The sequence below is a fragment of the Paracoccus aestuariivivens genome (assembly GCF_009711225.1).
In the GTDB taxonomy this organism is placed as follows: Bacteria; Pseudomonadota; Alphaproteobacteria; order Rhodobacterales; family Rhodobacteraceae; genus Paracoccus; species Paracoccus aestuariivivens.
In genome coordinates this window covers 1-22,656 of record NZ_WMIE01000023.1, presented here as the reverse complement: position 1 = coordinate 22,656, position 22,656 = coordinate 1, and the positions used below count along the sequence as shown (strand labels likewise).

Annotated in this window: 23 protein-coding genes; 9 read left to right on the top strand and 14 right to left on the bottom strand. The window is 60.9% G+C overall.

The window, feature by feature from the left end:
* Positions 1-45: 45 nt before the first annotated feature.
* A complete protein-coding gene (locus GL286_RS19695; RefSeq protein WP_155097285.1) occupies positions 46-342 on the bottom strand; it encodes a PRC-barrel domain-containing protein in 297 nt (98 codons plus the stop codon).
* A gap of 88 nt (positions 343-430) precedes the next feature.
* Positions 431-781 carry a PRC-barrel domain-containing protein gene (locus GL286_RS19690; protein ID WP_155097284.1) on the bottom strand — a complete coding sequence of 117 codons (351 nt, stop codon included), beginning with the start codon at positions 779-781 and terminating at the stop codon, positions 431-433.
* Between the two features lie 261 nt (positions 782-1,042).
* Here GL286_RS19690 and GL286_RS19685 point away from each other — a divergent pair, with 261 nt between their 5' ends.
* The 4 genes from GL286_RS19685 (at position 1,043) to GL286_RS19670 (ending at position 5,722) form a co-directional block, all read left to right on the top strand.
* Complete coding sequence (locus GL286_RS19685) at positions 1,043-1,687, top strand: hypothetical protein (RefSeq protein WP_155097283.1); 645 nt, start codon at positions 1,043-1,045, stop codon at positions 1,685-1,687.
* Between the two features lie 357 nt (positions 1,688-2,044).
* Entirely contained in the window at positions 2,045-2,560 is a 516-nt protein-coding gene (locus tag GL286_RS19680) for a (2Fe-2S)-binding protein (protein WP_211596442.1), read from the top strand.
* Positions 2,557-3,543, top strand: a complete 987-nt coding sequence (locus GL286_RS19675; protein ID WP_155097281.1) for an FAD binding domain-containing protein — start codon at positions 2,557-2,559, stop codon at positions 3,541-3,543. Before GL286_RS19680 ends, GL286_RS19675 begins: the two co-directional genes overlap by 4 nt.
* On the top strand, positions 3,527-5,722 hold the full coding sequence (locus GL286_RS19670; protein WP_155097280.1) for a xanthine dehydrogenase family protein molybdopterin-binding subunit: 2,196 nt from the start codon (positions 3,527-3,529) through the stop codon (positions 5,720-5,722). Before GL286_RS19675 ends, GL286_RS19670 begins: the two co-directional genes overlap by 17 nt.
* Before the next feature lie 224 nt (positions 5,723-5,946).
* Here the strand turns inward: GL286_RS19670 and GL286_RS19665 are convergent, their stop codons facing one another.
* From GL286_RS19665 to GL286_RS19630, 8 genes are all read right to left on the bottom strand, one after another.
* Positions 5,947-6,195: a hypothetical protein gene (locus GL286_RS19665; protein ID WP_155097279.1), complete on the bottom strand. Its 249-nt coding sequence runs from the start codon at positions 6,193-6,195 to the stop codon at positions 5,947-5,949.
* Entirely contained in the window at positions 6,192-7,265 is a 1,074-nt protein-coding gene (locus GL286_RS19660) for a c-type cytochrome (RefSeq protein ID WP_155097278.1), read from the bottom strand. Before GL286_RS19660 ends, GL286_RS19665 begins: the two co-directional genes overlap by 4 nt.
* Positions 7,262-7,822, bottom strand: a complete 561-nt coding sequence (locus GL286_RS19655; RefSeq protein ID WP_155097277.1) for a cytochrome c oxidase assembly protein — start codon at positions 7,820-7,822, stop codon at positions 7,262-7,264. Before GL286_RS19655 ends, GL286_RS19660 begins: the two co-directional genes overlap by 4 nt.
* A complete protein-coding gene (locus GL286_RS19650; RefSeq protein WP_155097276.1) occupies positions 7,819-8,178 on the bottom strand; it encodes a hypothetical protein in 360 nt (119 codons plus the stop codon). Before GL286_RS19650 ends, GL286_RS19655 begins: the two co-directional genes overlap by 4 nt.
* Positions 8,178-10,769 (bottom strand): cytochrome c oxidase subunit I, encoded by a 2,592-nt coding sequence (ctaD, locus tag GL286_RS19645; RefSeq protein ID WP_155097275.1) that lies wholly within the window; start codon positions 10,767-10,769, stop codon positions 8,178-8,180. The genes GL286_RS19650 and ctaD overlap by 1 nt, the downstream gene beginning before the upstream one ends.
* On the bottom strand, positions 10,766-11,722 hold the full coding sequence (locus GL286_RS19640; RefSeq protein ID WP_155097274.1) for a cytochrome c oxidase subunit II: 957 nt from the start codon (positions 11,720-11,722) through the stop codon (positions 10,766-10,768). The genes ctaD and GL286_RS19640 overlap by 4 nt, the downstream gene beginning before the upstream one ends.
* 99 nt (positions 11,723-11,821) lie before the next feature.
* Positions 11,822-13,219 carry a PQQ-dependent sugar dehydrogenase gene (locus tag GL286_RS19635; RefSeq protein WP_155097273.1) on the bottom strand — a complete coding sequence of 466 codons (1,398 nt, stop codon included), beginning with the start codon at positions 13,217-13,219 and terminating at the stop codon, positions 11,822-11,824.
* The gene (locus tag GL286_RS19630; protein ID WP_343038945.1) at positions 13,216-13,587 is read right to left on the bottom strand and encodes a DUF2231 domain-containing protein; all 372 of its coding nucleotides are present in this window, start codon (positions 13,585-13,587) and stop codon (positions 13,216-13,218) included. The genes GL286_RS19635 and GL286_RS19630 overlap by 4 nt, the downstream gene beginning before the upstream one ends.
* Positions 13,588-13,589: 2 nt before the next feature.
* Here GL286_RS19630 and GL286_RS19625 point away from each other — a divergent pair, with 2 nt between their 5' ends.
* The 3 genes from GL286_RS19625 (at position 13,590) to GL286_RS19615 (ending at position 15,009) form a co-directional block, all read left to right on the top strand.
* Positions 13,590-13,952 (top strand): hypothetical protein, encoded by a 363-nt coding sequence (locus tag GL286_RS19625; protein WP_170295314.1) that lies wholly within the window; start codon positions 13,590-13,592, stop codon positions 13,950-13,952.
* 304 nt (positions 13,953-14,256) lie between these two features.
* A complete protein-coding gene (locus GL286_RS19620; protein WP_155097270.1) occupies positions 14,257-14,715 on the top strand; it encodes a host attachment family protein in 459 nt (152 codons plus the stop codon).
* Between the two features lie 18 nt (positions 14,716-14,733).
* A complete protein-coding gene (locus GL286_RS19615) occupies positions 14,734-15,009 on the top strand; it encodes a hypothetical protein (protein WP_155097269.1) in 276 nt (91 codons plus the stop codon).
* 278 nt (positions 15,010-15,287) lie between these two features.
* Here GL286_RS19615 and GL286_RS19610 read toward each other — a convergent pair whose 3' ends face one another.
* From GL286_RS19610 to GL286_RS19600, 3 genes are all read right to left on the bottom strand, one after another.
* Positions 15,288-16,676: an alpha,alpha-trehalose-phosphate synthase (UDP-forming) gene (locus tag GL286_RS19610; protein WP_155097268.1), complete on the bottom strand. Its 1,389-nt coding sequence runs from the start codon at positions 16,674-16,676 to the stop codon at positions 15,288-15,290.
* 498 nt (positions 16,677-17,174) lie between these two features.
* Positions 17,175-18,284: a YihY/virulence factor BrkB family protein gene (locus GL286_RS19605; RefSeq protein WP_155097267.1), complete on the bottom strand. Its 1,110-nt coding sequence runs from the start codon at positions 18,282-18,284 to the stop codon at positions 17,175-17,177.
* The gene (locus GL286_RS19600) at positions 18,281-18,889 is read right to left on the bottom strand and encodes a class I SAM-dependent methyltransferase (protein WP_155097266.1); all 609 of its coding nucleotides are present in this window, start codon (positions 18,887-18,889) and stop codon (positions 18,281-18,283) included. Before GL286_RS19600 ends, GL286_RS19605 begins: the two co-directional genes overlap by 4 nt.
* 234 nt (positions 18,890-19,123) lie before the next feature.
* On the opposite strand from GL286_RS19600, the gene GL286_RS19595 reads away from it, so the two are divergent.
* Positions 19,124-19,795 (top strand): YciE/YciF ferroxidase family protein, encoded by a 672-nt coding sequence (locus GL286_RS19595; protein WP_155097265.1) that lies wholly within the window; start codon positions 19,124-19,126, stop codon positions 19,793-19,795.
* Between the two features lie 565 nt (positions 19,796-20,360).
* On the opposite strand, the gene GL286_RS19590 is transcribed toward GL286_RS19595, so the two are convergent.
* Positions 20,361-20,801 (bottom strand): PPC domain-containing DNA-binding protein, encoded by a 441-nt coding sequence (locus GL286_RS19590; protein WP_155097264.1) that lies wholly within the window; start codon positions 20,799-20,801, stop codon positions 20,361-20,363.
* A gap of 1,531 nt (positions 20,802-22,332) precedes the next feature.
* Between GL286_RS19590 and GL286_RS22355 the strand changes: the two genes are divergently transcribed.
* Positions 22,333-22,656: hypothetical protein (locus GL286_RS22355; protein WP_211596438.1), on the top strand; the 324-nt coding region annotated here is incomplete at its 3' end.

Below are 22,656 nucleotides of genomic sequence, written 5' to 3'. Positions count from 1 at the left end.
GCCGAAAAGGCCGCGCCGCGGTCGCGGCGCCGCCATTGTTCTATTTTAGTGGTGATGTTCGGGCAGGGCCTTCAACGCGTCCTTGTCATGGTGAGTGACGCCGTGAACGGTGCCCGCTTCATCGCGCATGAAGTCGATCTCGCTGACGCGGATCGCGACGGGCTTGGCGCCGATACCAAGAAAGCCGCCAACATCAATGATCGCCTGAGCAGCTGCGCCGTTGCCATGCAAATGCGAGACAGTGCCGACGTGCTCGTCGCCCGGCCCGTAAACAGTTGCGCCGGAAAGCACAGCATCGGTCAGTTCGTTTTCATTCAGGCGCTGGTGGGATGCGTGATCCATCTCTGGTTCTCCTGGGTGGTGGTATTGGCAAACAAACGATCCCGACCCATTTGCCGGTTCGCCGTTCAAGCACAGAAAGGCGATGAACTTAGATCCAGTAGGGTGGGATGCCGTAGTAATCGTAGGTCCGGGTCTCCCAGTCGCGATCCCTATCCCACCCCTCGCTACGTGCGGGGGCACCGCTGACCTGATCTTCGGTCAGGTCGGTGACGAATCCTCCCATCGCCGTGTCGTAGCTCAGCGCATTCCATGGGACGGGCATATGTTCCTCGCCCATACCCAGAAACCCGCCGAAGCCCATCACTGCATAGGCGACCTTGCCCGAAAGCTTGTCGATCATCAGATGGTCGATGGTGCCGATATGGCTGCCGTCTCGACCATAGACCGCCGTGCCGTTTACATTGGCCGACGAAACCAAGGTTCCAACCGCGTTATTCATGGCGTCTTCCTTTCTGCATCGAGCTGTTGCCCGTTTTCGAGGGCTGGTAACCCGCGACGCGGCTGAATGTTTCCGGTGCTGTGCGGAAAATGGGGCTGAGATTGTTCGCCGTGAGCGTACCGCAGCGATGAGCACGCGGATCGCTTAAACCGCGTCGAAGTTCCGGCGAGATCCGAGGACCCATCAACTTGAAGACAGGGTGATCGGCCGGGAACAATGCGCGGCGACAGTGGTTTGAGACGCGAAAGCAAGGTTGCGAGTATGCCCATGTCGCGCGAAAGGTCTGTTTTTGATACCACCATAATCCTGCGCGCGGGGCTGATCGCGGCGGCGTTCTCGCTGATTGCACTCAGCACTCTTGCGGTGCTGGCCGGTCATGGGTTCTGGATGCCGCTGAATGTCACGACGCAGGCCATATGGGGACCGGAGGTTGCACAGTTCCGTGGCGTTGATATGGCCCATACGATACTGGGGCTCGCCATCCATATCGTTTCCTGCCTGTTCTGGGCGGTAATCGCTTGGGGCATATTCAGGCTGATCAGCTCGGCTGCCGTGGCCGGGTTCGGGACTGCGCTCCTCGCGCTCGTCATCGACTACGGTATTTTGCCGGAGAGGTTGAGCCCCGGCTGGCATTTGGCGCTTGCCTTCCCTGCAGTGGTCTGTGGCTTTGCAGCAATGGGGTTTGGCCTGTGGACGGGCCTTTCAAGAACTCCCCCTAAATCGACGCAGCGTGCGTCCGGGCATGAGCGGCTGGTCCCCACGCCGCGCGAGCCGCCCCTGACGGGGCCGGAGGCCTTGCGCCACCCCGCCCCCAATGTGATCGATCAGCGCCAGCAGCGAATTGATGCCGGTAACTCGGTCACTGAAGACCCGAACCGCAACAGCCCGCATTACGGCAAGGAATGACCGTTGCGCGCCGGCTTTCCCGAGATCGGGAACGCGAGGACGCAATTCACACCGTCAGAACAAGCATGTAGCTCGTTTTTGCGCCAATTTGATAGTGCAGCGCGTGCTCTCGCGCTGGCGGCGCTGGCGGTTTTCAGCCTCGGCCAGCGCGATTGCGGCGCGTTTGGGGTGGGTCACGCGCTGAGCGACCACCGATGTGACTCCTCACGGAGCACGCCACCGGGCGATCTGGGCCTTGCCGGCATTTGCGACGGCCTGCCCGATGCTTGTAAGGGCCAGTGATGTTGCCTGCTGATGGAACATCCCGGGTGTAACGTGGTTCCACCAAAACAAGCCAAGCGGCACGATGAGGATCCCATGCCCCTAAATCCGCCAGCCAATTTCCGCGTCAATGGCAAAGCCTGCCGATATTCGGGCGATGCGCGACGAAGCCTTCTGGACTTTCTGCGAGACGATATGGGCCTGTACGGGACCAAGAAGGGTTGCGATCATGGTCAATGCGGGGCCTGCACGGTCATCGTCGATGGGAGCAGAGTCAATTCCTGCCTCACGCTCGCGGTGATGCAGGATGGCTGCGAGGTCACCACGATCGAGGGGCTGGGCTCACCTGAGGCGCTTTCGGTCCTGCAGCGGGCGTTCGTCACGCATGACGGTTTCCAATGCGGTTATTGCACGCCCGGCCAGATCTGTTCGGCCACCGCGATGATCGAGGAACTGGCGCAGGGTTGGCCCAGCCATGTCAGCGCCGATCTGAATAATCCCGTGCCGAGCGACGATGAGTTGCGCGAGAGAATGAGCGGTAATCTGTGCCGCTGCGGGGCCTATCCGAACATCCTCGCGGCCATTCGCGACGCGATGGAGGCGGCGCGATGAAATTCTTTGACTATGCCCGCGCCACCGAACTTTCCGAGGCCATCGGGGAATTTGCCAAACCCATCGCAGGGGGTACCAATCTTCTGGACCTGATGAAGCTCGAGGTCGAAACGCCCTCGCGCCTGATGGATATCAACCATATCGGCCTGAACGAGATTTCCCCGCACGGAGACGGACTGCGGATCGGGGCGCTGGTGCGCAATGCCGATTGCGCTGCCGATCTGCGGGTGCGGCGCGACTATCCGCTGCTGGCACGCGCCATTCTGGCCGGGGCTAGCCCGCAATTGCGCAATCGGGCAACAACAGGGGGCAATCTGTGCCAGCGCACCCGCTGTACCTATTTCATGCGCCTTGGCACGCGCTGCAACAAGCGCGAACCGGGCAGCGGCTGCGATGCGATCGGCGGGGTCAACCGCGATCACGCCATTTTTGGTGCGACGGAGCACTGTATAGCGACCTATCCGGGGGATATGGCCGTGGCACTGGCAGCGCTCGACGCCTCGGTCCAGATCGAGGGCATCGACGGCTCCAGACAAGTTTCGCTGCGGGACTTCCATCGGCTGCCGGACGGGGATCCGCATCTCGACAATGTGCTGACCGGGGGCGAAATCATCACCTCGGTCAAGCTTCCCGCGCCAGTGGGCGGTAAGCAGATCTATCGCAAGATCCGTGACCGAGCTTCCTATGCCTTCGCGCTGGTGTCCGTCGCGGCGATCGTCACGCTGGACCAAGGCCGCATCACCCGCGCCGATCTGGCTTTTGGCGGCGTCGCGCACAAGCCTTGGCATGATCCGGCTGTGGGGCGGGCGTTGATCGGCAACGAGCCGTCCGACCAGCTGTTCTCCGAGGCCGCCGATTTGCTGGTCAATCAGGCGAAAGGGCAGGGCGGCAATGATTTCAAGATCCCGCTCTTGCGGCGCAGCCTGATCGCGGTGCTGCGCGAAGCAACTGGAATCGGAGGCAATGATGTTCGGAACCTATGACATTCCCGATCAGCGCAACCTGTTGGATCGAACCCGCCAGGGGCTGATAGGCGCGCCGCTGGAGCGCCCCGAAAGCGGCCTGAAAGTCTGCGGAGTCGCCCCTTATGCCGCCGAGCATCATCCCCCGAACTGCGCCGAAGGGGTACTTGTCACCGCGACAATCCCGCAAGGCAGGGTCATTGCCCTGCACAAGGACGAGGTTCTGGCCATGCCCGGCGTTCTGGGCGTGTTTGCCGACAAGCGCATGCTGCGTCGTCCGGCGCAGGGCACGGCGGGGAAAGCACCCGTGCAGGATGTCCGCGCAGTCGAATATCACGGCCAGCCCATCGCCCTTGTCGTGGCCGAGACATTCGAGCAGGCCACCCATGCCGCCAAGGCGCTGCGGGTAGAATACGAAGCCTCCGCGACGGTCCCCCTTGATCCTGAAGGCTTGGAAACCGAACCGGGGCGCAAGCCGGTCGTGCTGGGCGATCTCGATCAGGCGATGGCAGAGGCGGCCCATAGCGTCGATCTGACCTTCACGACCGAAGGCCATGCCAGTGCCGCGATGGAGCCTCATGCCTCGGTCGCCGAATGGCAGGGCGACGATCTGACGCTGTGGGGCAGCTTCCAGATGATCTCGCATAACGTCAAGGAATTGGCGGATTCGCTGCGTATAGCGCCGCGCCATGTGCGCATCCGCTCGGCCTATGTCGGAGGCGGCTTCGGGTCAAAGCTCGGCATCTCGCACGATGCGGTCGCCGCTGCCATCGCGGCGCGCGAGTTGGGGCGGCCGGTGCGCGTCGTGCTGAGCCGTCAGCAGGTCTTTGACACGATCACTCGCCGTTCCGAGACAGGACAGCGCCTGCGCCTCGCGCTGGATGCGGGGGGGTACCTGGCTGGTATCGGACATGAGGCATGGGTGTCGAACCTGCCGGACGAACCTTTTGCCGAACCTGTGACCCAAGCCACCGAGTTTCTTTATAGCGGTGAAAATCGCAAGCTTGCGGTGAATCTCGCCCGGATCAGCCGGGTGACAAGCGGCTCGGTTCGCGCGCCGGGTGAGGCAGTTGGGATGCAGGTCCTCGAGGCCGCGATGGACGAGCTTGCCGAAAAGGCAGGGTTTGACCCGATCGAATTGCGCAAGCGCAACCTGCCCTCCAGCCAGCCAGGCAAGGACCGGCCCTATTCCTCACGCATGTTGATCGAGGCGCTGGATCAGGGAGCACGTGCCTTTGGCTGGCAGGACCGCAAGCCACGCCCCTGCATGACCCGTGAGGGCGAATGGTGGCTGGGCATGGGCGTCGCCTCGGCGGCGCGGGTCAATATGCTCAGGCCCGCCGCCGCAAGGGTGCGGCTGGAACCCGATGGCAGTCTGCGCGTCCAATCCGACCAGACCGATATCGGCACGGGCAGCTATGCTATTCTGGGCCAGATCGCGGGCGAAATGCTGGGCGTGCCAATCGCGCGGGTCACCGTCGAACTGGGCGACAGCAGCCTGCCTTCGGGCGCGGGCTCGGGCGGCAGTTTCGGCGCCAGTTCCACCGGTTCGGCCGTCTTTCGCGCCTGCGAGGCGATCCGCGACAAGCTGGCGCATCGGCTGGGCGTGCCGATTGAGGCGCTGGAGCTGCGCGACGGCATGGCCATTGCCTCAGGGCGCGAGGTGGCGGTCATCGAACTTCTGCGCGGCGAGGCGATGGAAGAGATCGGTCGCATCAAGCCCGGCAAGACCGACAAGGATTATGCGCAGGCAAGCTATGGTGCGTTTTTCTGCGAAGTCGCGGTGAACGCCTTTACCGCCGAGACGCGGTTGCGGCGCATGCTGGGCGCATTCGGGTTCGGCCGCGTGCTGAACGCCCGTACGGCGCGGTCGCAATGCCTTGGCGGCATGGTCTGGGGCATCGGCTCGGCCCTGACCGAGGAATTGGGCTTTGACCTGCGGGACGGGCAGATGACCAATCACGATCTGGCCGGCTATCATGTGCCCTGCCACGCCGATATCCCCGCGCTTGAGGTCATCCTGCTAGAAGAGCGCGACGCCCCGGCCAGTCCGATTCAGGCCAAGGGCGTGGGCGAACTGGCGATCTGCGGCGCGGCCGCGGCAGTTGCAAATGCAATCTACAATGCCTGCGGAGTGCGAATGCATGATTTCCCGATGACCCCAGCCCGGCTTTTGCCGAAGCTGCCTGATCCGTTCTGAATGCAGCCGGAAAATCTGTGCAAACGGCAGGAACATCGGCCGGCGCGGGTTTCGCCACGGCCAAGGGCGACGTGTTCAAGCATGTCGAATCTGAACGCAGGAAACTGGCGCGACAACTGCCAGAAGCCCGCCTAGTGCTGCGTCGGCACGGGCGAGATCGCCCACGTCTTTATCGGCGTCGCCGACTTGGTATGGGTGAGCATCGTAAAGCTGTCAGGTCACGCTTAAGTCCGTATCACTTTTCGCAAAGTCTCTGCCATATGACGAAACTCGTCGGCGAGAGCCAGTTCCAGTGCCAGCCCATCGGTTTCCACCACGCCGGGATCCTCTTGCCCGTCCTGCAGGATCTGCCGCGTTTCCAGCCAATCCAGTACGCGATGCAAGCTTTCACGATCGACAAGGGCGGGTAAGGCCACAAGCAGCTTGTCACAGGCAATCCGCTGGGCATCCGTCTTGATCTGAACATTCGTCATCGTCCGCTTCCTTCGTTCGGGTTAAGCCGCGCCTGGGGCATTGTCGCGTAATATGCGGCGAGTGCGTCGATTTCCGCATCACTCAGGTCGCGCGCGGCAATATGCATCAACTGCGCCAGCTCTCCACCGCCCCGAGGCCCGTCACGCCACAATTTAAGCTGGCGCCGCAAATAGGGTTCATGTTGGCCGGACAGCGAAGGAAAGCCCCTGTTCAGGGGCGCGGGCCACGGACCGTGGCAGGCGCGACACGAGGGAACGGAACCGCGACCCCGCGCGGCAACCGCCACGCTTGGGCCTGTGGCTGTGGCGGGCATTGCGCCCGGTGGTGCGTCGAAGCTTGTGGACAGGCGCTTGATTTCCGCATCGCTCAGGCCGGATGCCGCTTGCGCCATGATGCCGCTGTCGCGCTGGCCGCCACGATATGCGCGCAGACTGGCCGCGATATAGTCGGGCGACAGGATATCCAGACGGGGAACAAGGGGATTTCGCGATGCTCCATCTGCGCCGTGGCACATGCTGCATCGCCCCTGCGCCTCGCCGCCGGTCAACCGATCATAGCTCGCGCCGTCGATCTGCACGGCAGCCCGCAGAAAAGCGACGACCGGCCAGACATCGTCCTTTCGCGCAGCAGGCCAAGCCGGCATGCCGGTCATCTTGGCCCCCTGATGGATAATCCAATGCAATTCGCCGGCGCTCCAATCGCCGGCCAGAGATTGCAGATGCGGCGGGGCCGGTTCCATGGCGCGAATGGTCGCGGATTGGGTCGCGCCGGGGCGGCCGTGACACATCCGGCAGGCCTGCTCGTAATGGCCGGCCCCCAGCGCGATCATCTCGGGCGTGTCCAGCGCGTCCGGCGCGGGTTCCGAGGCCCGCAGCTTCACCGAATTGCGAAAGGTGGTGTGTAGCGCCCATTCGACCGGCGCGAAATGTCCCTTGCGGGCCGAGACATTGTAAAGTCCGACCCCGATAACCAGTGCTGCCGCGACCAAGCCTGCCAACGCCAATGCAGCGATCGTGACCATCACGCTGAAGCCGCAGATCCGGTCAAGCAATTGGCGCAGGCGGGTCATGCGGACCTCTCTTTCAGGGCCGAGGCTGTCAGGACCAGTCCGGCAAAAAGATAGATCGGCGTGCCGATGCCCAGCATGATAAGTCCGCCCATTTGCTGCCCGCCGAGGTCGGGCGGCGTCCCGCACAAGGCCGCGTAAAGATCGCGCGGCGCAAGGATAAGAAGCGTGCCCAGCAGCGTCATGTGCATCGAGGTCAGCAGCAATCCGACAGCGCCTGGCATTGCCGCGTTCTGCCGCCCTGCCCCCGCCCAGACCGCAATCCCGGCCAACAGGAACAACGCCTGTTCGGCGGCAAATGCCGGACCCTGCTGGCGGCTGGCAGCGTGGAGCAGCGGCATATGGGCGGCCCAGACGATGACGGCCTCGAAGACGGTGGCGGGCAGAACGGGCGGGGCCAAGCGTTGCAGCCGCGGCCAGCCCAGGACGACCAACGGCGCGGCAATGGCGACAAGACCCATATGGCGGATCATATGGCCGGGAAATGAGCCAAAGAGGACGGGCCAATCGGGCAGCCACAGGATCGCAAGGACAAGGACAGCGGCAATCCTGCACATCATCGGCAATCACCCACAAACAGCACGGGCAGGGTCACGAACGTGACTGCGATGAACGAGACGATTGCCAGCAGCAGGCCGGCATGGCCCAGAAACTCGCGCCGCGAAGTGGCCGTGGGGCGTTCGTGGACATGATCCCCATCGTCAAGAAAGTCCCACTGCCGCCACGCCAGCACGGCTTGCCAAAAGATCAGCGCCAGCGCGACGGCGGTCATCGCCAGAACACCACCCTGCGCCCAGCCAAAGGGCGCGGCCTTGGCGCAGACGATTGCGCTAAAGCAATAGACCGCCAGAAAATGCAAAGCCCAGATCACGGGCGCGATGATCATGTGCCACAGGCTGCGATGCCTTTGCGCCATCACATCGCTCTCGGGATCAAGGCGACCATCGCCGTGCCGATCAAACAGGTCGCAAGCAGGAAATGCCAGAACAGCGTGGTGTTCCACAGATCCGCATCATACTGCGCCGTCATGCGGCCCGCCAGACTGCGGGCAAGACAATAGCCCTGCATGATCGCGCCGCACAGCACATGGCTGACTGTCCAGATCACCAGCGCCCAGACCATCGCGGGATAGACATGGGTTTGCGGGGCTAGATGCAGGATCGCGGCGATCAGCGCACCGCATCCTGCCAGCGCAAGCAGCGGCCCGGCCAGAAGCGACCCCCGCGCGGCACCGATCAGGCCCGCCGCGTTCAGCCCGCGCGCCAGACGCGTGGCGGCCCATGCGGCGCCAAACAGCAATGCCGCGATCCCGGAAAGCACAGGATCGGCATGGGGACTGTCCGGCGGCGGAAAGTCAGGCCGCGCTGTCCAATAAAAGAACATGCCGAAAACAAGGCTTGCGAAACCCGTCGCATCGCCCAGCATGGTGATGAAGACCGCCCACCATCCCGGCGCCTTCGGCCCCGAGACATAGGTCGGCAGCCTCAGCCCCAAGCCTCCATCCTTGAAGGGCTTTTCGGGAATGCGCGCGGTTGCCGTCCATAGCCAGAACAGGATCGCGGCAATGGCCAGCAGCCCGCAGATGACCGCGGGGGTGTAGATCTTGAAAGTCGGCAGGATGAATGCCCCGCCGGTGAACAGGGCAGCGACAAGCGGCGACCATCCCGGCCCGCTGAGCCGCGCAACATGCAGGGGCACGGCATCCACGGCCGAGGTAATCATCGTTTCGCGCAGGCCCTCGGGCGCGTCGGGCAGGTAGAAGCGCCCGGCATCCATCCGCGCCAGCAACTCGGGCTGGTCCCACAGCGGATAGCGCGACGTGATATAGGGCACGGAACGCACGCCCCACGGCTCATCCGGTACGTCATGCGTCCATTCCAGCGTCCCCGCGCCCCAGGGGTTTCGCGGGGTATGCGGCTCGTGGCGCTTGGGGCGCACCAGATCCCAGACAAAGACCAGAATGCCCAAGGCCAGCACGAAGGCCCCCACCGTCGAGACGAGGTTCAGCGCGTTCCAGCCCAGATCGGCCTGATACGTATAGACCCGGCGCGGCATTCCAAGAAGGCCGGTCAGGTGCATCGGCAGGAAGCAGATGTTGAAACCTGTAAAGCACAGCCAGAAGGACCAGCGGCCCAGTCTCTCGGACAGTTTCTTCTTCTTGATAACGGGAAAGAAGTAATAGACCCCGCCGATCACCGGAAAGACCATTCCTCCGAACAGCGTGTAATGCAGGTGGGCCACGATGAAATAGGTATCGTGTACCTGCCAGTCGAAGGGGGCCAGCGCCACCATCACTCCGGTCAGACCTCCGGCGGTAAAGATCGCGACGGCCCCTGCAATCCAAAGCATCGGCAGGATCATCCGCGCCCGCCCAACCATCAGCGTGGCAAGAAAGGCAAATATCTGCACGCCCGTCGGGATCACCACAGCCTCGGACGCAGCCGAGAAAAAGCCCAGCGACAAGGCGGGCAGGCCGGTGGTGAACATGTGGTGCACCCACAGCCCGAAGCTTAAAAAGCCCGTCCCGACAGCCGAAAGGACGATCCAGCTATAGCCCGCGATGGGAACGCGGGCCGCAGTTGGCACGACCATTGCCGCGATCGCGATCGAGGGCAGGAAGATGATATAGACCTCGGGGTGGCCGAAAATCCAGAACAGGTGCTGCCACAGCAAGGGATCGCCGCCGCGATCAGGGTCGAAGAAAGGCCAGTCCAGCGAGCGCTGCAACTCGAAGAGGAAATCCCCTGCGATCAGCGGCGGAAAGGCGAACAGGATCATCCCGCCTACGACCAGTACATACCATGCGTAAAGCGGCATCAGGTTGATCCGCATCCCCGGCGGGCGGCATTTGATGACGCCGACGATCAGTTCGACCGCCGCGGCGATCGAGGCGACCTCGATGAAGGACAGCCCTAGCAACCAGATATCCGCGCCGATCCCCTCGCTTTCTGTGGCAAGCGGCGGATACATGAACCAGCCGGAACTGGGTGCGGCATCAAAAAGCACCGAGCCCAGCACGAAAATTCCGCCGATCAGGAAACACCAGTAACCGTAGGCGGAAAGCCGGGGAAAAGGCATGTCGCGCGTGCCCAGAAGCGCGGGCAGCAGCAGGATCGAGATCGCCTCGAACATCGGCACGGCGAAGAGGAACATCATCGCCGAGCCATGCATGGTGAAAAATTGGTTGAAACGGTCGGAATCGAGAAAGCCGTTCTCCGGCACCGCAAGCTGGATGCGCATCAGCAGAGCCAGCACCCCCGCCCCCAGCATGAAGGCCAAGGCCGTCATCGCATACCATTTCCCGACATGGGTGTTGTTGACGGCGGTGACATGACGCCAGCCGCGCGGCGTTTCCCATGCCTTGCGCAGCCGTTTGGCTTGCGCGCGGGACAGGTCGGGATCGACGGGGCTGGCCAGCATGGCCGGTGTGGGGGGCCAGACGCCCTGCATCGGGCTGTCCAGGACATCCGAACCTGGAGCGGTCGGGGAAACATCACTCGCGCTCATTCCAAACCCTCCAAATAGGTCGCAAGATCGGCAAGGTCGGCTTCGGGCACGTGGTCATAGGCGGGCATGCGCACACCGGGTTTGATCGCGGCGGGGTCGCGCAGCCAGTCGATCAGCGCCTGCCGTTCCATCGGCAACGTAGCGGCGGCCAAGGACCGGCGGCCGCCAAAATGCGTCAGGTCGGGGCCAACCGCACCCTGCGCCGGAGTGCCGCGGATCGTGTGGCAGCCGCCGCAGCCCTCGCGCAGAAAAATGTCGCGGCCCCGCATCGCCTGAGGGGTCAGTGGGTCATCGGCGGGGCCTGCCTGAGCTGTCAGCCACTCCGCGAAATCCTGCGGTTCCATTGCGACGCCGATCAGCGCCATTCGCGCATGGCTTTCGCCACAGAATTCTGTGCATTGGCCGCGATATTCCCCGGATTTGGTGGGTTCCAGCGACATGCGCGTCGTCCGTCCGGGGATCATGTCGGTCTTGCCGCCGAAGGCGGGGATCCAGAAGGAATGGATGTATTCGCTGGCTTCAAGCACCAGTTCACTGCGGCTTCCGGTGGGCAGGCGCACTTCGTTCGCGCTAGCGATGGGGGTGCCCTCGCGCAGATATTCCACCCGCCACCACCAGCTTTCCCCGGTGATCCTCACGGTCAGCCCGCTGCCGGCTTCGCGCTGGCGCGGCATCTCGCGCAGGGAATAGATCAGCAGCGCGGTCAGCAGCAGCGTTGGCAGTACGATACCCCCGCCGATGATGAGCCCCTCGGCCATGCGGCGCGACTGGGGGCGGGGGTTCAGATGCGCGATGTAAAGCATGAGCCCGTTCACCGCGAGCCACAGGACTACCGCACCCGCAAGCAAGACCCAGAACAGCCCCGCCAACACCTCGGCGTCGCGTCCGGCCGGTGCAAGGACGGATTGCTGCCCCTTGCATCCGGCGAGAAACAGCGTGGAAAGCCACGCCATTCCTGAAAGGCCGTGATATCGCTGCGGAACTGGGTTTGGCATGGGCTCCCTGTCGGCTTGCCAGACCACAACCATCGGGGCAGGAAAAAGTGCCCTGACTTATTGCGTCAATGCGGGGGCGGCGCGCATATCCGTTCCGATGGGCTGTGGAATGACGGTCCCATCGGACGGCGCGACCCGCCAGACCGTGTTTCCGGCGTCATCGGCGACCAGAAGCGCCCCTGTGCCGTCGATGCCCAACCCAACAGGCCGCCCTAACGCGCTGTCGCCATCCAGAAATCCGGTTACGACATCCTGCGGCGGGCCTGCAGGGCGGCCACCCTCGAACGGCACATAGATGACCTTGTAGCCATTGAAATGGTTACGGTTCCAACTGCCATGCTCCCCGATGAAGGCCCCATTGGCATACTGCGTGGGCAGGGCCGAGCCGTTGGTGAAGGTCAAACCAAGCGCCGCGACATGGCTCGACAGTGCGTAGTCGGGGGCAATGGCCTTTTCCACCATGTCCGGTCGTTCCGGCCTGACCCGGCGATCGACATGATTGCCGTAATAGCTATAGGGCCATCCATAAAAACCACCGTCCTGCACGCTGGTCATGTAATCCGGCACAAGATTAGGACCGAGTTCATCGCGCTCATTGACCACGGTCCAAAGCGCGCCGGTCTCGGGATGGAAGGTCAGCCCGTTGGGATTTCGCAGGCCGGAGGCAAAGATGCGGCTAGCCCCCGTCGCGCGGTCGATCTCGAGAATCGCGGCGCGGCGCTTCTCGGCCTCCATACCGTTTTCGGCGATGTTCGAATTCGACCCGACCGAGGCGTAAAGCAGCCGTCCGTCGGGGCTAAGGGCCAGATCCTTGGTCCAGTGGTGATTGATCGGCCCGCCGGGCAATGGCGTCAGGATGCGCGGACCTTCGGTGATCTCGGTCTGGCCCAAAGCATAGGGATAGGCCACGACCGCAGCACTTTCGGCGACATAAAGCGTGTCATCGATCCATGCGACGCCAAAGGGGGAATCCAGCCCGGTCAGCAGGTCGCTGCGTTCATCCACGGCGCCGTCGCGATCCGTGTCGCGCAGCAGGGTGACGATGTTGCTTTCTTTTTGCGGGCCACCTCCGCCATGCGAGATCGCCATGATCCACTCCCGGATGATGTCCTTGGGACGGGATTTCGGCGCGCCCTCGGGACCACGGGACTGAACGACCAGCACATCGCCATTGGGCAGGGTATGGACGGCCCGCGGATTGACGAGATCCTTGGCATAGGCGGTGATCGTCAGCCCATCGGGAACGGCGGGGGCCCGTCCGTCGGACCAACCGATGACCTCGGCCACCTTCAGTTGCGGCCACAGGCTGATGTAATCGGGTTCCGGCAGGACCGGATCCGCGCCGGTCTGGCTGAGCGTGTCGAAATCGTCCTGTGCTATTGCGACCGGCGCAAAGGACAGGGCGCAGCCTGCGGCAAGGGCAAGGGCAAGGTGCATGGCGGTGGACAACATCATATCTGTCCCCTGTTACTAGCCGCGGAAAACCCCAAGGCCGACATCAGAAGCACCGTCAGCAGGGAAAGCGAGATTCCCAAAGGAACTACGGCGGTCCAGCCATCTCCGGCATGGACTAGGTTGTTCAGGAAGGCCACGATCAGGACCAGAGCGCCCAGCACTACGGTCCAACCCCGCGCACGCCACCAGCCAAGCAGCAGACCCAGCAGCCACCAGATCGCAGCAAGGCTTGCGAAAAGCAGGCCAACCGCCAGTAACCAAGCCGAGAAGTTCAGCCACATCAAATTTTCCGTCTGCCAATAGGCTATGTCGGCGGCGAGGGTCAGGCTGAAGCAGGCGATCGGAAACGACCCCAGCAAGGAAATCATGGGTGACCGGACAGCTGGGACCGGAGTGGCAGGTTGCCAAGACATGGCGGGTTCTCCCGGATCGTGGTGGTCTCAAGGGCTACCCGCGTAAAGAGAAGGTTGTTCCCTTGGCTCACGAAAATTTCATGCTGGGAACAGACGATGGCTTTGCTGGTTCCAATCACTCGAACGGAGTGTCTGAAATGATCAGAAACCATCCAAGTGCTCACCGCCTCTGGCGCGCTGCTATCGCCGTGATCGCGATTTTTGGCGTCACGGTCTGCGTGTTTTTTGCGGGTCGGCTTGTGTGGCACAGTGATGAACGCGCCGAGGATCCGCAAAGCCAGCAGGCCCCGGATCAGAACCAAGGCAGCGGCGCGCCCTAGCTGACGGAAACCGTTATCGCACGCTCACACGTCGCCTTGTCTTTTTCCACAATCGCGGCGGCATAGCCGGATGATCCTTAACCGCGGCCCACCAACATCATTCAAGCCTAAGCGGGTCGTGTATGCGATGCGCCTCTGCCCGATTCCGGTCTGGGACAAAGTTCAAAATTCTTCCAGAAGGGCTCTGCGGAATCTTGGATAGGGCGTGATGGTACGACAATGCGCAGGAACAATCCGCAGGATCTTCAGGTTGAGCAAACGAGAGCGATGGTCCAGGACCTTCGTCCAGCGCGGAGAGATTGATATGGCTCAGCCCTTGAAGAACGGAACATGGGTCCTGATCGCGGATGGCGATAAGGCGCTTTTCCTCATCAACGAGGGGGACACCGAAAACCCTGACCTGCAGGTCCAGCGTGAGATCACCCAAGACAACCCGCCGGACCGCGAGCAATCAGCCAACCGCCCCGGCCGACAGCAGCAAAGCGTCGGCTCGGCGCGCTCCGCCTATGAAGACACGGACTGGCATGAATTGGCGAAGGAACGCTTTGCAGATCATCTCGCCGAGTTCCTGTATGAAAAGGCGCATGGCGCGGCATTTGAACAGATCCTGCTGATCGCCGCTCCCGAGGTTTTGTCCGAGTTGCGCAAGAAGATGCACAAGGAAGTGTCCGACCGCGTCGTTAGGGAAATCCCGAAGGTTCTGACCAACCATCCGTTGCCTGAAATCGAGAACCTGATCCGGGCACAACTATCGCAAAGCTGAGCAAGGACGCCGAGGACGATGCCGCAACCCGCCACACTTTTTCTGAGCAATATTGAGCCGGTCCTTGGGTCGGTAGAGCCAACTCCGACCGGCTACACATTCGCGCTCGAGCGCATGATCCTGCCCGAGGGCGAAATGCCGCGCGACAATGTCGCGTCTCTTGTCGTAGAAGGCAGCCCAGAGCAGCGGGTGCACCTTGAGAATGTCAATGTCGCCCGAGTTGAGGAACAGAGCAATATGGACCTATTCCGGGGACGGATCATTCTGCGAAGCGAGAATGCACCGCAGCCCTGAGCTGCAGATTACCTAGACCGGCGCGCGGTCGATGCGATGTCTATTCTGTTGGATCACCGCTCGCAGCGCCGCTTCCCGTAGGCCTGTTCCAGCGTGGCTGACGTGCCGTAGTTTTCCGATCAGCGCTCAACTTATCTTTTTCGGCTTCAGGTGGGATATCGGCCGTCGCATATGCGCCATCACCCAAGGGACTTTCGGGTTTTACGGGGCTGTTCGTCTTTTCTTCACGTGCCATCGGTTCTTCTCCATTGTTGGTGCTGTCAGAAGGCGGCAGTTGCTCACCATGCGCCACGCTTCTCGAAATCACGAAAATTCGCTGACGCGCCGCAGGTCATTAAGACCCGCAGGAAATCGGTTGACCATTTCGCAACATCGGTTTTCCGAACCACATCAAGGCAGGCCTCATGCCGGCGCAAACGTTCGGCCAACGGCATCTCGAGTGCCGTGCCAATCGCAGCTGCGATGTCCTCGATGTCATACGGGTTGATCTGTAGGGCCTCCGTCATATCTTCGGCAGCTCCAGCAAATCGGGAAAGCAGCAGCACACCAGGATTTCCCGGGTCTTGCGCGGCCACGAACTCTTTTGCGACCAGGTTCATGCCGTCGGCGAAAGAGGTCACCAGACAGGCGCTGGCCTTGCGGTAAAGCCGGGCCAGTTCTACCCGAGGAACAGCGCGGTGAATGTAGCGCACCGGCGTCCAATTCAGTTCGGCAAAGGCACCGTTTACATGCCCCGCGATCTCTTCAAGCTCCCGGGTGATGTCTTGATAGGCGCGCACCTGTTGGCGGGTCGGCGGCGCAATCTGCACAAGGCAGGGACGCGCGCCATCGGGGCGGGTTTCCAGATACCGGGCAAAGCCGCGAAAGCGGTTCGGTAGGCCCTTGGAGTAATCCAGCCGGTCTACACCAATGATGAAGCGGCCCGGTTCCTCCCGCCCAAAGGGATTGACGGTCTCTTGAGAAGCATCGGCGGCAAAGCCAGCAGTGTCGATGCCGATGGGAAACGAACGGATTGCAGTAACACGGTCGCGGAATTTGATACTACCGTCAGGCATGAATTCGGCCCTCGGATCGGCACGGTACATTTCCAGACAGCGCGCCACATCGCCACGGGTTTGCAGCCCGATGAGATTGTAATGTGCCAGATCATCGGCAAACCGCTCGGGCTGCGACAGAACGGACAGGTCGCCAAGCGCGGGAAACGGAATATGCAGGAAAAAGCCAATCCGGTTGCTTACGCCAAGCCGGCGCAATTCTGTGGCCAAGGGCAGGAAATGATAATCATGCACCCAGATCAGATCATCGGGTTCAGCGATCCGGGCAACGATACGCGCCACACGGGCATTCACCGCTCGGTAGGCCGCCTCATATTCCGATCGCATTTCGACCAGATCGCCGCGGCGGTGGCAGAGAGGCCACAGTACGGAATTCGCGTAGCCCAGATAATAGTTGGCCTGCTCGTCCTCGGTCAGGCGGAAAGCCAAACGCCGATAAGGCGAGCTGCCCAGTTCTTCGACGGCTTCGTCGGCCACTCCAGTTTCGGGATGGGCACCGATCCATATTCCTCCCGCGCAACCAAGTGCGTCGTGTAACGCGACCACCAGCCCACCGGAAACCGTTTTTTCCATCGGAATACGGTTTGAAATGACGATTAATCGTCCGGCCATTTCTACCTCGAATTGAATTTACATGATCTTTGCAATGATCGTTCAACCAGCTTCGTTAGCGGATTGTTCCTGCAGAACTGCGGCAAACCGGAACAGATTTGTCGGAGCTCGACTGGCTGCCAATTATCGACGAGGCATGCTGCTATCAGCTCCGCTCGCGCGCGAGAGCCGCGACAGTCGCGTAACATTGGCATGGACGCGACGGTGATAGGGTCGTAGCGCGGCTAAAACTACTTTGTCAGCGCTTTGGCCGTGCGCCACTGCAAGCCACATGCCGATAAGGGCATCGGAGGCGGCCTGGGGCTTTTCCCAGACCATACTGCAGGCTTCCGTCGGATCTTGCGGCAAGGCGCCAGCCATCCCCGCAAGCCGCAGGGCGACAACCAGTTGGGCCTGCCATGCAATCTGGCTGCTGCGCTGCCAGATCAGAAGCGCGCTGCGCAACGTCTTTGGGTCATATCTCTGCATCTGCGCTCCGATGAGGAATTGCGAGGCGAGTTAGCGTGCTTTCGGCGGTGTCGTGGGACGATCCCGTCGGATCGCCTGGCAGATCACCAGCCCGGCGAACAAAAGCAGCGGCGACAACCGGCATGGCCCGGATGCCCGTGTGGCCAAAATCGGCGAGTTCTGCTGCGTCGACTCGACGGGCGTTGTCGTGTCTGCCGGTTGCAGGGCCTTGGCAACATCGGACTGCGGGGCGGGCTGCTTATCTGTGCTTCGCCCGACCTGCCTTTCGATTTCAGAATTCAATTCGGCGCCGGCCAACACACAGAAAGCAGAGAGCCAAAGCCAAGTCAGAAGCACAATGACACCGCCAAGCGCACCATAGGTTTCGGCATAAGAGCCCATCTGCTGGACGTAGAGCGAGAACGCTGCTGTTCCGCCAATCCAGATCAGCGTGGCCAGCGCGGCGCCCGGACTGATCCAACGCCAGCGCGGGGGTTCGCGCGAGGGGCCAAAACGGTAGACGACTGCCAAACCGACCATGGTAAATATTGCGAGGACCAGCCAGCTGGCCCAAGGCACGAGGGTCTCGGCAAGGGCTCCCAACGGCAGCAGGTTGATGATCGCGGGCAGGATCAGGGCAAGCCCAACAGTCAGCAGAAATCCGAACAGAATGGCTAGGGTCAACGCAAGAGCGGTGAGATAGAGCCTGACAAGCCCTCGCTTTTCCTGTTCATCATAGGCGATGTTAAGCCCTTCGATCAGGGTCAGCACGCCCTTCATCGCACCATAGATTGCAATTGCAATTCCGATGAGCGCGACCAGACCGCTTCGGGCACCGTTCCCGTCCGTTACTGAGACAACCTGCTCTTCAACGATCGCGGCCGCACTCGGGGGAAGACGCGACGAGAGGCGCGTCAATTCGCCAGCCAGATCTCCAGGATCAAGAAAAACGTCCGAAAGCCCGACCAAGGCGGCGATGGCCGGAAACAAGGCGATAAGGGCATAGAAAGCGATACCGGCTGCGACGACCGAGATGTGGTCCTCGGAAATTTCGTGCCAGAGCCGGGCGGCTATCGCTTTCCAGCCACGGACCGGGATCTCTGCGGGTGAGCTCGCGGGCTGCGGGGAATCTGGCTGAACGGAGTTCGCTTGGCGCCTCATGCGTGCTGGCGGATGTCAGAGAAGGAGCTGCGGTTCATCTTCCCCCGAGCAGTAATGGTCAGATGAAGAATGGGGCCGGCATGCGCATGCCGGGTGATGTCCAGATGTCGAAAGCGTTCGAATGAGCGGCGAAATTCTTCGATCGCAGAGATGCATTCGATCGTTCTTGCGCTGCCCTCAAGATCGCAGAGCAGGATAAGTTCACCGCAATCGCTTAGGCTTTCGGCGCATTTCCGCGCCAGCTCGCGCTGTTCAAAACGGTTCAGTCGCCCGATCATCTCCGAGATCACGATCAGATCGAACTCGCGTCTCGGCCAGTTCTTGGGCGCGGTCGTATGCCGTACCCGTGCCTGCGGGCGACAAATCAATCTGGCCCTTGCCGCTGCCACGGAACGCGGATCGTCATCTAGAGCCAGAAAACGGTCAGCACGCCGCGCAAGATCAGCGTTAGCGGTGATGGGCGAGCAACCTAATGACAATACGCTGGAATAGTGTCGACGGCTGAGATGCGCAATTAGGGCGTGGCTGTGCTCGGCAGTCCTGATCGGAGCGTTTTGATCTGCGCTGAGGAGGCCAGAATGTCCATGACGCAGTTGGAAATTCATATCGCGCAGTCCTTGATGGTTGTTCTTGCCTGGTATGCCAAACCCGGACCGTTGAATTCGGTTCCCGGGATCTGCGAGGCCGATTGTGACTGAGCAGCGGAGGCTAACTTCGATCTGGACCCAATGTTCCAAGCCCCTTCGTTCAATAAAAATCTACGTGCCGATCGGGAACAAAGTGCCCCCTAGTGCGATTTTCAGCCCCGCAAGTTGGATTTCAGTCCATGGAGGATGATGATGGCAACCCAACCCAGCACAAAGTCGAATTCCCGTAAGACCGCCCGCAGCCAAGGCCGTGCGAGTGCCAAATCTAGCCGGGAGCAGCGAAGCAAGCGCGCGCAGAACGTCGCCCGAAAGTCCGCTTCCACCGAGTCGAAACGGCCTAGATCTTCACAAAAAACACTCTCGGACCTGCTCGAACATGGCCTCAAGGACATGTATTATGCCGAGAAGAAAATCTATCGCGCCTTGCCCAAGATGATCCGCAAGGCTGATCATCCTGAGTTGAAAGAGGCGCTCGAAAATCACCGCGCCGAGACCGAATCCCAAATCGAGACCCTAGAGAATGTCTTTGAACTCTTGGGAAAACGCGCCCGCGGCGAAAAATGCGAAGCAATAGACGGCATCCTGGAGGAAGGCGAAAGCCTGCTCGAGGATTTCGGCGACAGCGTCGCCTCGGATGCGGCAATCATCTTCAGTTGTCAGGCGGTCGAGCACTACGAGATCACCCGCTATGGCTCGCTCCGCGCCTTTGCCGAAGAGTTGGGCCTTGAGGAAATCCGCGACCATCTCGACGCGATCCTGGCGCAAGAGAAAGCTGCCGATGGAACGCTGAACGAATTGGCCGAAGGCTCGATCAATGACGCGGCATCAGAATATGATGCCGAAGAGGAAAGCGCGCTGTCTTGATCATGTCGCGCGTGCTTCGGGGGGAGCTGCCTCCCGAAGTGCATTTGAGAACTTGGCGGGCGCCAGATTACCTTGACGGCCAGAGGTGTCGGCGCGCAAGGCCGCTTCCGGATTTGTGTAGCAGCGTCGAAGTAGCATTCTTCGGCCTGTGTTCATTGCCGCTCCCATGCGCCAAGCCCGCCTCACCCCTCCGGTCCGCAACTGATCATCTACCGGCTGAAGGAGGGGGACACTTAATGTCCTGCGTATCCTCGGCGATCGACCGGACCGGCACAGGCTCGTAGAGCCTATCGACTGATCCAGGTTTGTCGCATGTAAATTGATCCACCATCGGTCACTGGAATTACTGTCGAAAAGAGGCCCGCGCGCCGAGCAATTGCTCAATCCGCGCCAATCGGCGGGCATCAACACCCAGCTCCGGTAACGCCTGGATAAAAATCCGGGGGCAGTTCATTTTGGCAAATGCCAGCCCGTCCTAGGAATTTTATCGTAATGACGGCCCGCAGCTGTAGAAAATGTCGCGGCTACAGGATTTCTCACGCCGAACCAGAAGGCTATCCGCAGGTCAGTCAATTCGGATCAAGGCAAGCCCGGTCTCGGTGTCTTGATGTTTGCGGAGATGCTGCGGAGATTCAATGAGTATGACCTCAAGCGTCGGCCTCACCTTTGCTTCCTTCAGATGTCCCGCAAGGGCGCTACCGTCGCGCCGTCCCAAGACCGCATGAACATGAACTACTGGTTGCTTGTCTGGGCCCTGAGCAATGTCCCCGGTAAACGATGCGACCTCAGTTTGCTCTTCCACCCGGATCGGCAAATACGTTTTCGTAGACCAGTCAAAGAAAGCCAATGTTGCGGTTTCGAATGCACCAATCGCCTTGAAACTAGCCGCTGTTAATCCTTTCGCTTTAGCGAACTCCTGAAGGCAGGACATAACCTCGTCGCCGCTCTCAAATATCAAAGCATAGGTCCTTTGACCAGCAGCGTTATGAAGAACCTTACTTCTCATGTCATTTCCTCCTCAGAACCAACAACGTAATGGGCGCGATCGTTCCCCGGACCCTCGGTCGATTCCCGAGGAATACGGACGGAACAGTTGATCGACGCGTATCTTCATGCTGCCGTTAGGTAAAATCGATCGGAGGGAAGAAAAACACTAATTGCTGCGCAGCTTCCAAGCGCTGTGGCTTTGCTGGAAGTGAAGACCTTACAGAAAGACCAGCACCCCAATTTTCTTGATGGCCAGGTCCTCCGCGACGAATCGCACCGATGCTGACGCCTCGCATGGCATCGCATGATTAGCCGTAGGTGAAGTCGAACTGATCGTAGAACGCTTTGGCGGCTGGATGTCCGTAAAGGCTTGATACTTTCCCAGTACATTTCTTTCCTATACCGCCGTGCCTGTTCGGAAAGCTATCGCGTAATCAATAGGTATGCCCAAAAATTATAGTGTAAGAGCATATTCAGCGGTTTTTGTTGGCCCGTCGCAGCATTACAGCTCGGGCTTTCGCATCACAACGGATCTTAACGTTTGCAGGCTGGGGGTCTATGCGCATGTCGTAGCCCCTTGCCGCGCAGGTTGCAAAGCGGATAAACCGCAAGCGTCCCGCCGGGGTCTACCACTGCCGGGTGTGCAATCAGTTCCAGATCGGACAGCTCGCGCCAAAGCGTGTCGAACCAGAGCTCAAGCAGCTTCGGCTGCTGCAGATGAACGGGAACGGCGCGAGGAACGCATGGGGGAATGAATGAGCCGCACGACTTACCGCCTCATCGTCGCCGCTAGTCTCATCGGTTGCGCAATCATCGTCTTCGGCGCAATTGCATGATTAAACCCAGCGACGCTCTATGGAGGTTATCATCCGCGCCTTATGTCGGTTCAGTAAGCCTTGCCGCGGGCTTACGTGACCAAGAGGGCCTCGCTCGACTTTGACCAGTACGAAACCCATCAATGCGTCCGCGAGGGAATTGATACGCACTAGCACTCGGTCCCGATGCAGGACCTTGGCGGCGTGTTGATCTACGGCTCGGGCTGGAATGATCCGGCAGCCGATGCGGCAATCGCTGCTGCAGTCGTCGAGGCGCTGCCGATCTAGCATGGCGGACGCAAGGCGGCGGCTCAGACCGCCTAGCTGTCGCGCGAGAACAGGGCTGCAAGAGATTGGGGGGCAGGGCGAGCGGCTGGATCGTGTGGCGTGTGGGTGGGCCCGTTACTCCAGCACGCATGCGCCGGTCGACTGAAGAGGCAGTCACTACCAGTGGAGCGATGAGAAAGACTGCAAGCGGACGGTTAACGGCCTGTCCGTCCGGGCGTTTTGCTTATCTAGCTAGTTGCAGCTCGACAACGATATCATCTTCTGTCAGCCCCGCGGCGTGTGGGTGGAGTGCAATTAGCGCCTGTCGAACGGCCTTTGCGGTCGCGTCCATCCCGGCGTCCAAAGGATCTTCAACCTCGTCGCTGTGGATCTCTAGACCATCAAGCCTATGCACTGCTCGATAATGATAAGTGGTCACAGTGTTCACCCTTTACAGTTGAACCTTTAGTGAAACAAACCTTACCCAATCAGGCAAATCATCCCCATCTTCTCGCTGTCTCCGAGCAGGGAGGGGCTGGCCCTGACATTTTTCTTGCCTTGTGGGCCGCTCACCGAGATTGCGAGGCAGGCAATGGCAAAGGCTGCTCCAAGGCCCGTTCCGCACCCGAAAAGATAACGAAACTCGGCATTAACGAAATGGTTGCGGAGAAACGGGCGAAAGTTGGTGATGGCCTGAAGGGTGGCATATCAAGGCGGTGTTCAAGACGCCGTCAGTTCTCAGCAGAGAAAAGGATACGCCACATGTCATTGACTACCATCAAGCAGCTGCCC

Coding starts and splice junctions, on each gene's coding strand:
- GL286_RS19680 (WP_211596442.1), top strand. CDS start 2,045: ATGCCCCTAAATCCGCCAGCCAATTTCCGCGTCAATGGCAAAGCCTGC.
- GL286_RS19600 (WP_155097266.1), bottom strand. CDS start 18,889: ATGAATTTCCAACTGCGTCATGGACATTCTGGCCTCCTCAGCGCAGAT.
- GL286_RS19665 (WP_155097279.1), bottom strand. CDS start 6,195: ATGACGAATGTTCAGATCAAGACGGATGCCCAGCGGATTGCCTGTGAC.
- GL286_RS19675 (WP_155097281.1), top strand. CDS start 2,557: ATGAAATTCTTTGACTATGCCCGCGCCACCGAACTTTCCGAGGCCATC.
- GL286_RS19640 (WP_155097274.1), bottom strand. CDS start 11,722: ATGGCGTGGCTTTCCACGCTGTTTCTCGCCGGATGCAAGGGGCAGCAA.
- GL286_RS19615 (WP_155097269.1), top strand. CDS start 14,734: ATGCCGCAACCCGCCACACTTTTTCTGAGCAATATTGAGCCGGTCCTT.
- GL286_RS19635 (WP_155097273.1), bottom strand. CDS start 13,219: ATGATGTTGTCCACCGCCATGCACCTTGCCCTTGCCCTTGCCGCAGGC.
- GL286_RS19685 (WP_155097283.1), top strand. CDS start 1,043: ATGCCCATGTCGCGCGAAAGGTCTGTTTTTGATACCACCATAATCCTG.
- GL286_RS19620 (WP_155097270.1), top strand. CDS start 14,257: ATGGCTCAGCCCTTGAAGAACGGAACATGGGTCCTGATCGCGGATGGC.
- GL286_RS19670 (WP_155097280.1), top strand. CDS start 3,527: ATGTTCGGAACCTATGACATTCCCGATCAGCGCAACCTGTTGGATCGA.
- GL286_RS19610 (WP_155097268.1), bottom strand. CDS start 16,676: ATGGCCGGACGATTAATCGTCATTTCAAACCGTATTCCGATGGAAAAA.
- GL286_RS19605 (WP_155097267.1), bottom strand. CDS start 18,284: ATGAGGCGCCAAGCGAACTCCGTTCAGCCAGATTCCCCGCAGCCCGCG.
- GL286_RS19660 (WP_155097278.1), bottom strand. CDS start 7,265: ATGACCCGCCTGCGCCAATTGCTTGACCGGATCTGCGGCTTCAGCGTG.
- GL286_RS19690 (WP_155097284.1), bottom strand. CDS start 781: ATGAATAACGCGGTTGGAACCTTGGTTTCGTCGGCCAATGTAAACGGC.
- GL286_RS19595 (WP_155097265.1), top strand. CDS start 19,124: ATGGCAACCCAACCCAGCACAAAGTCGAATTCCCGTAAGACCGCCCGC.
- GL286_RS19630 (WP_343038945.1), bottom strand. CDS start 13,587: ATGATTTCCTTGCTGGGGTCGTTTCCGATCGCCTGCTTCAGCCTGACC.
- GL286_RS19590 (WP_155097264.1), bottom strand. CDS start 20,801: ATGAGAAGTAAGGTTCTTCATAACGCTGCTGGTCAAAGGACCTATGCT.
- GL286_RS19650 (WP_155097276.1), bottom strand. CDS start 8,178: ATGGCGCAAAGGCATCGCAGCCTGTGGCACATGATCATCGCGCCCGTG.
- GL286_RS19695 (WP_155097285.1), bottom strand. CDS start 342: ATGGATCACGCATCCCACCAGCGCCTGAATGAAAACGAACTGACCGAT.
- ctaD (WP_155097275.1), bottom strand. CDS start 10,769: ATGAGCGCGAGTGATGTTTCCCCGACCGCTCCAGGTTCGGATGTCCTG.
- GL286_RS19655 (WP_155097277.1), bottom strand. CDS start 7,822: ATGATGTGCAGGATTGCCGCTGTCCTTGTCCTTGCGATCCTGTGGCTG.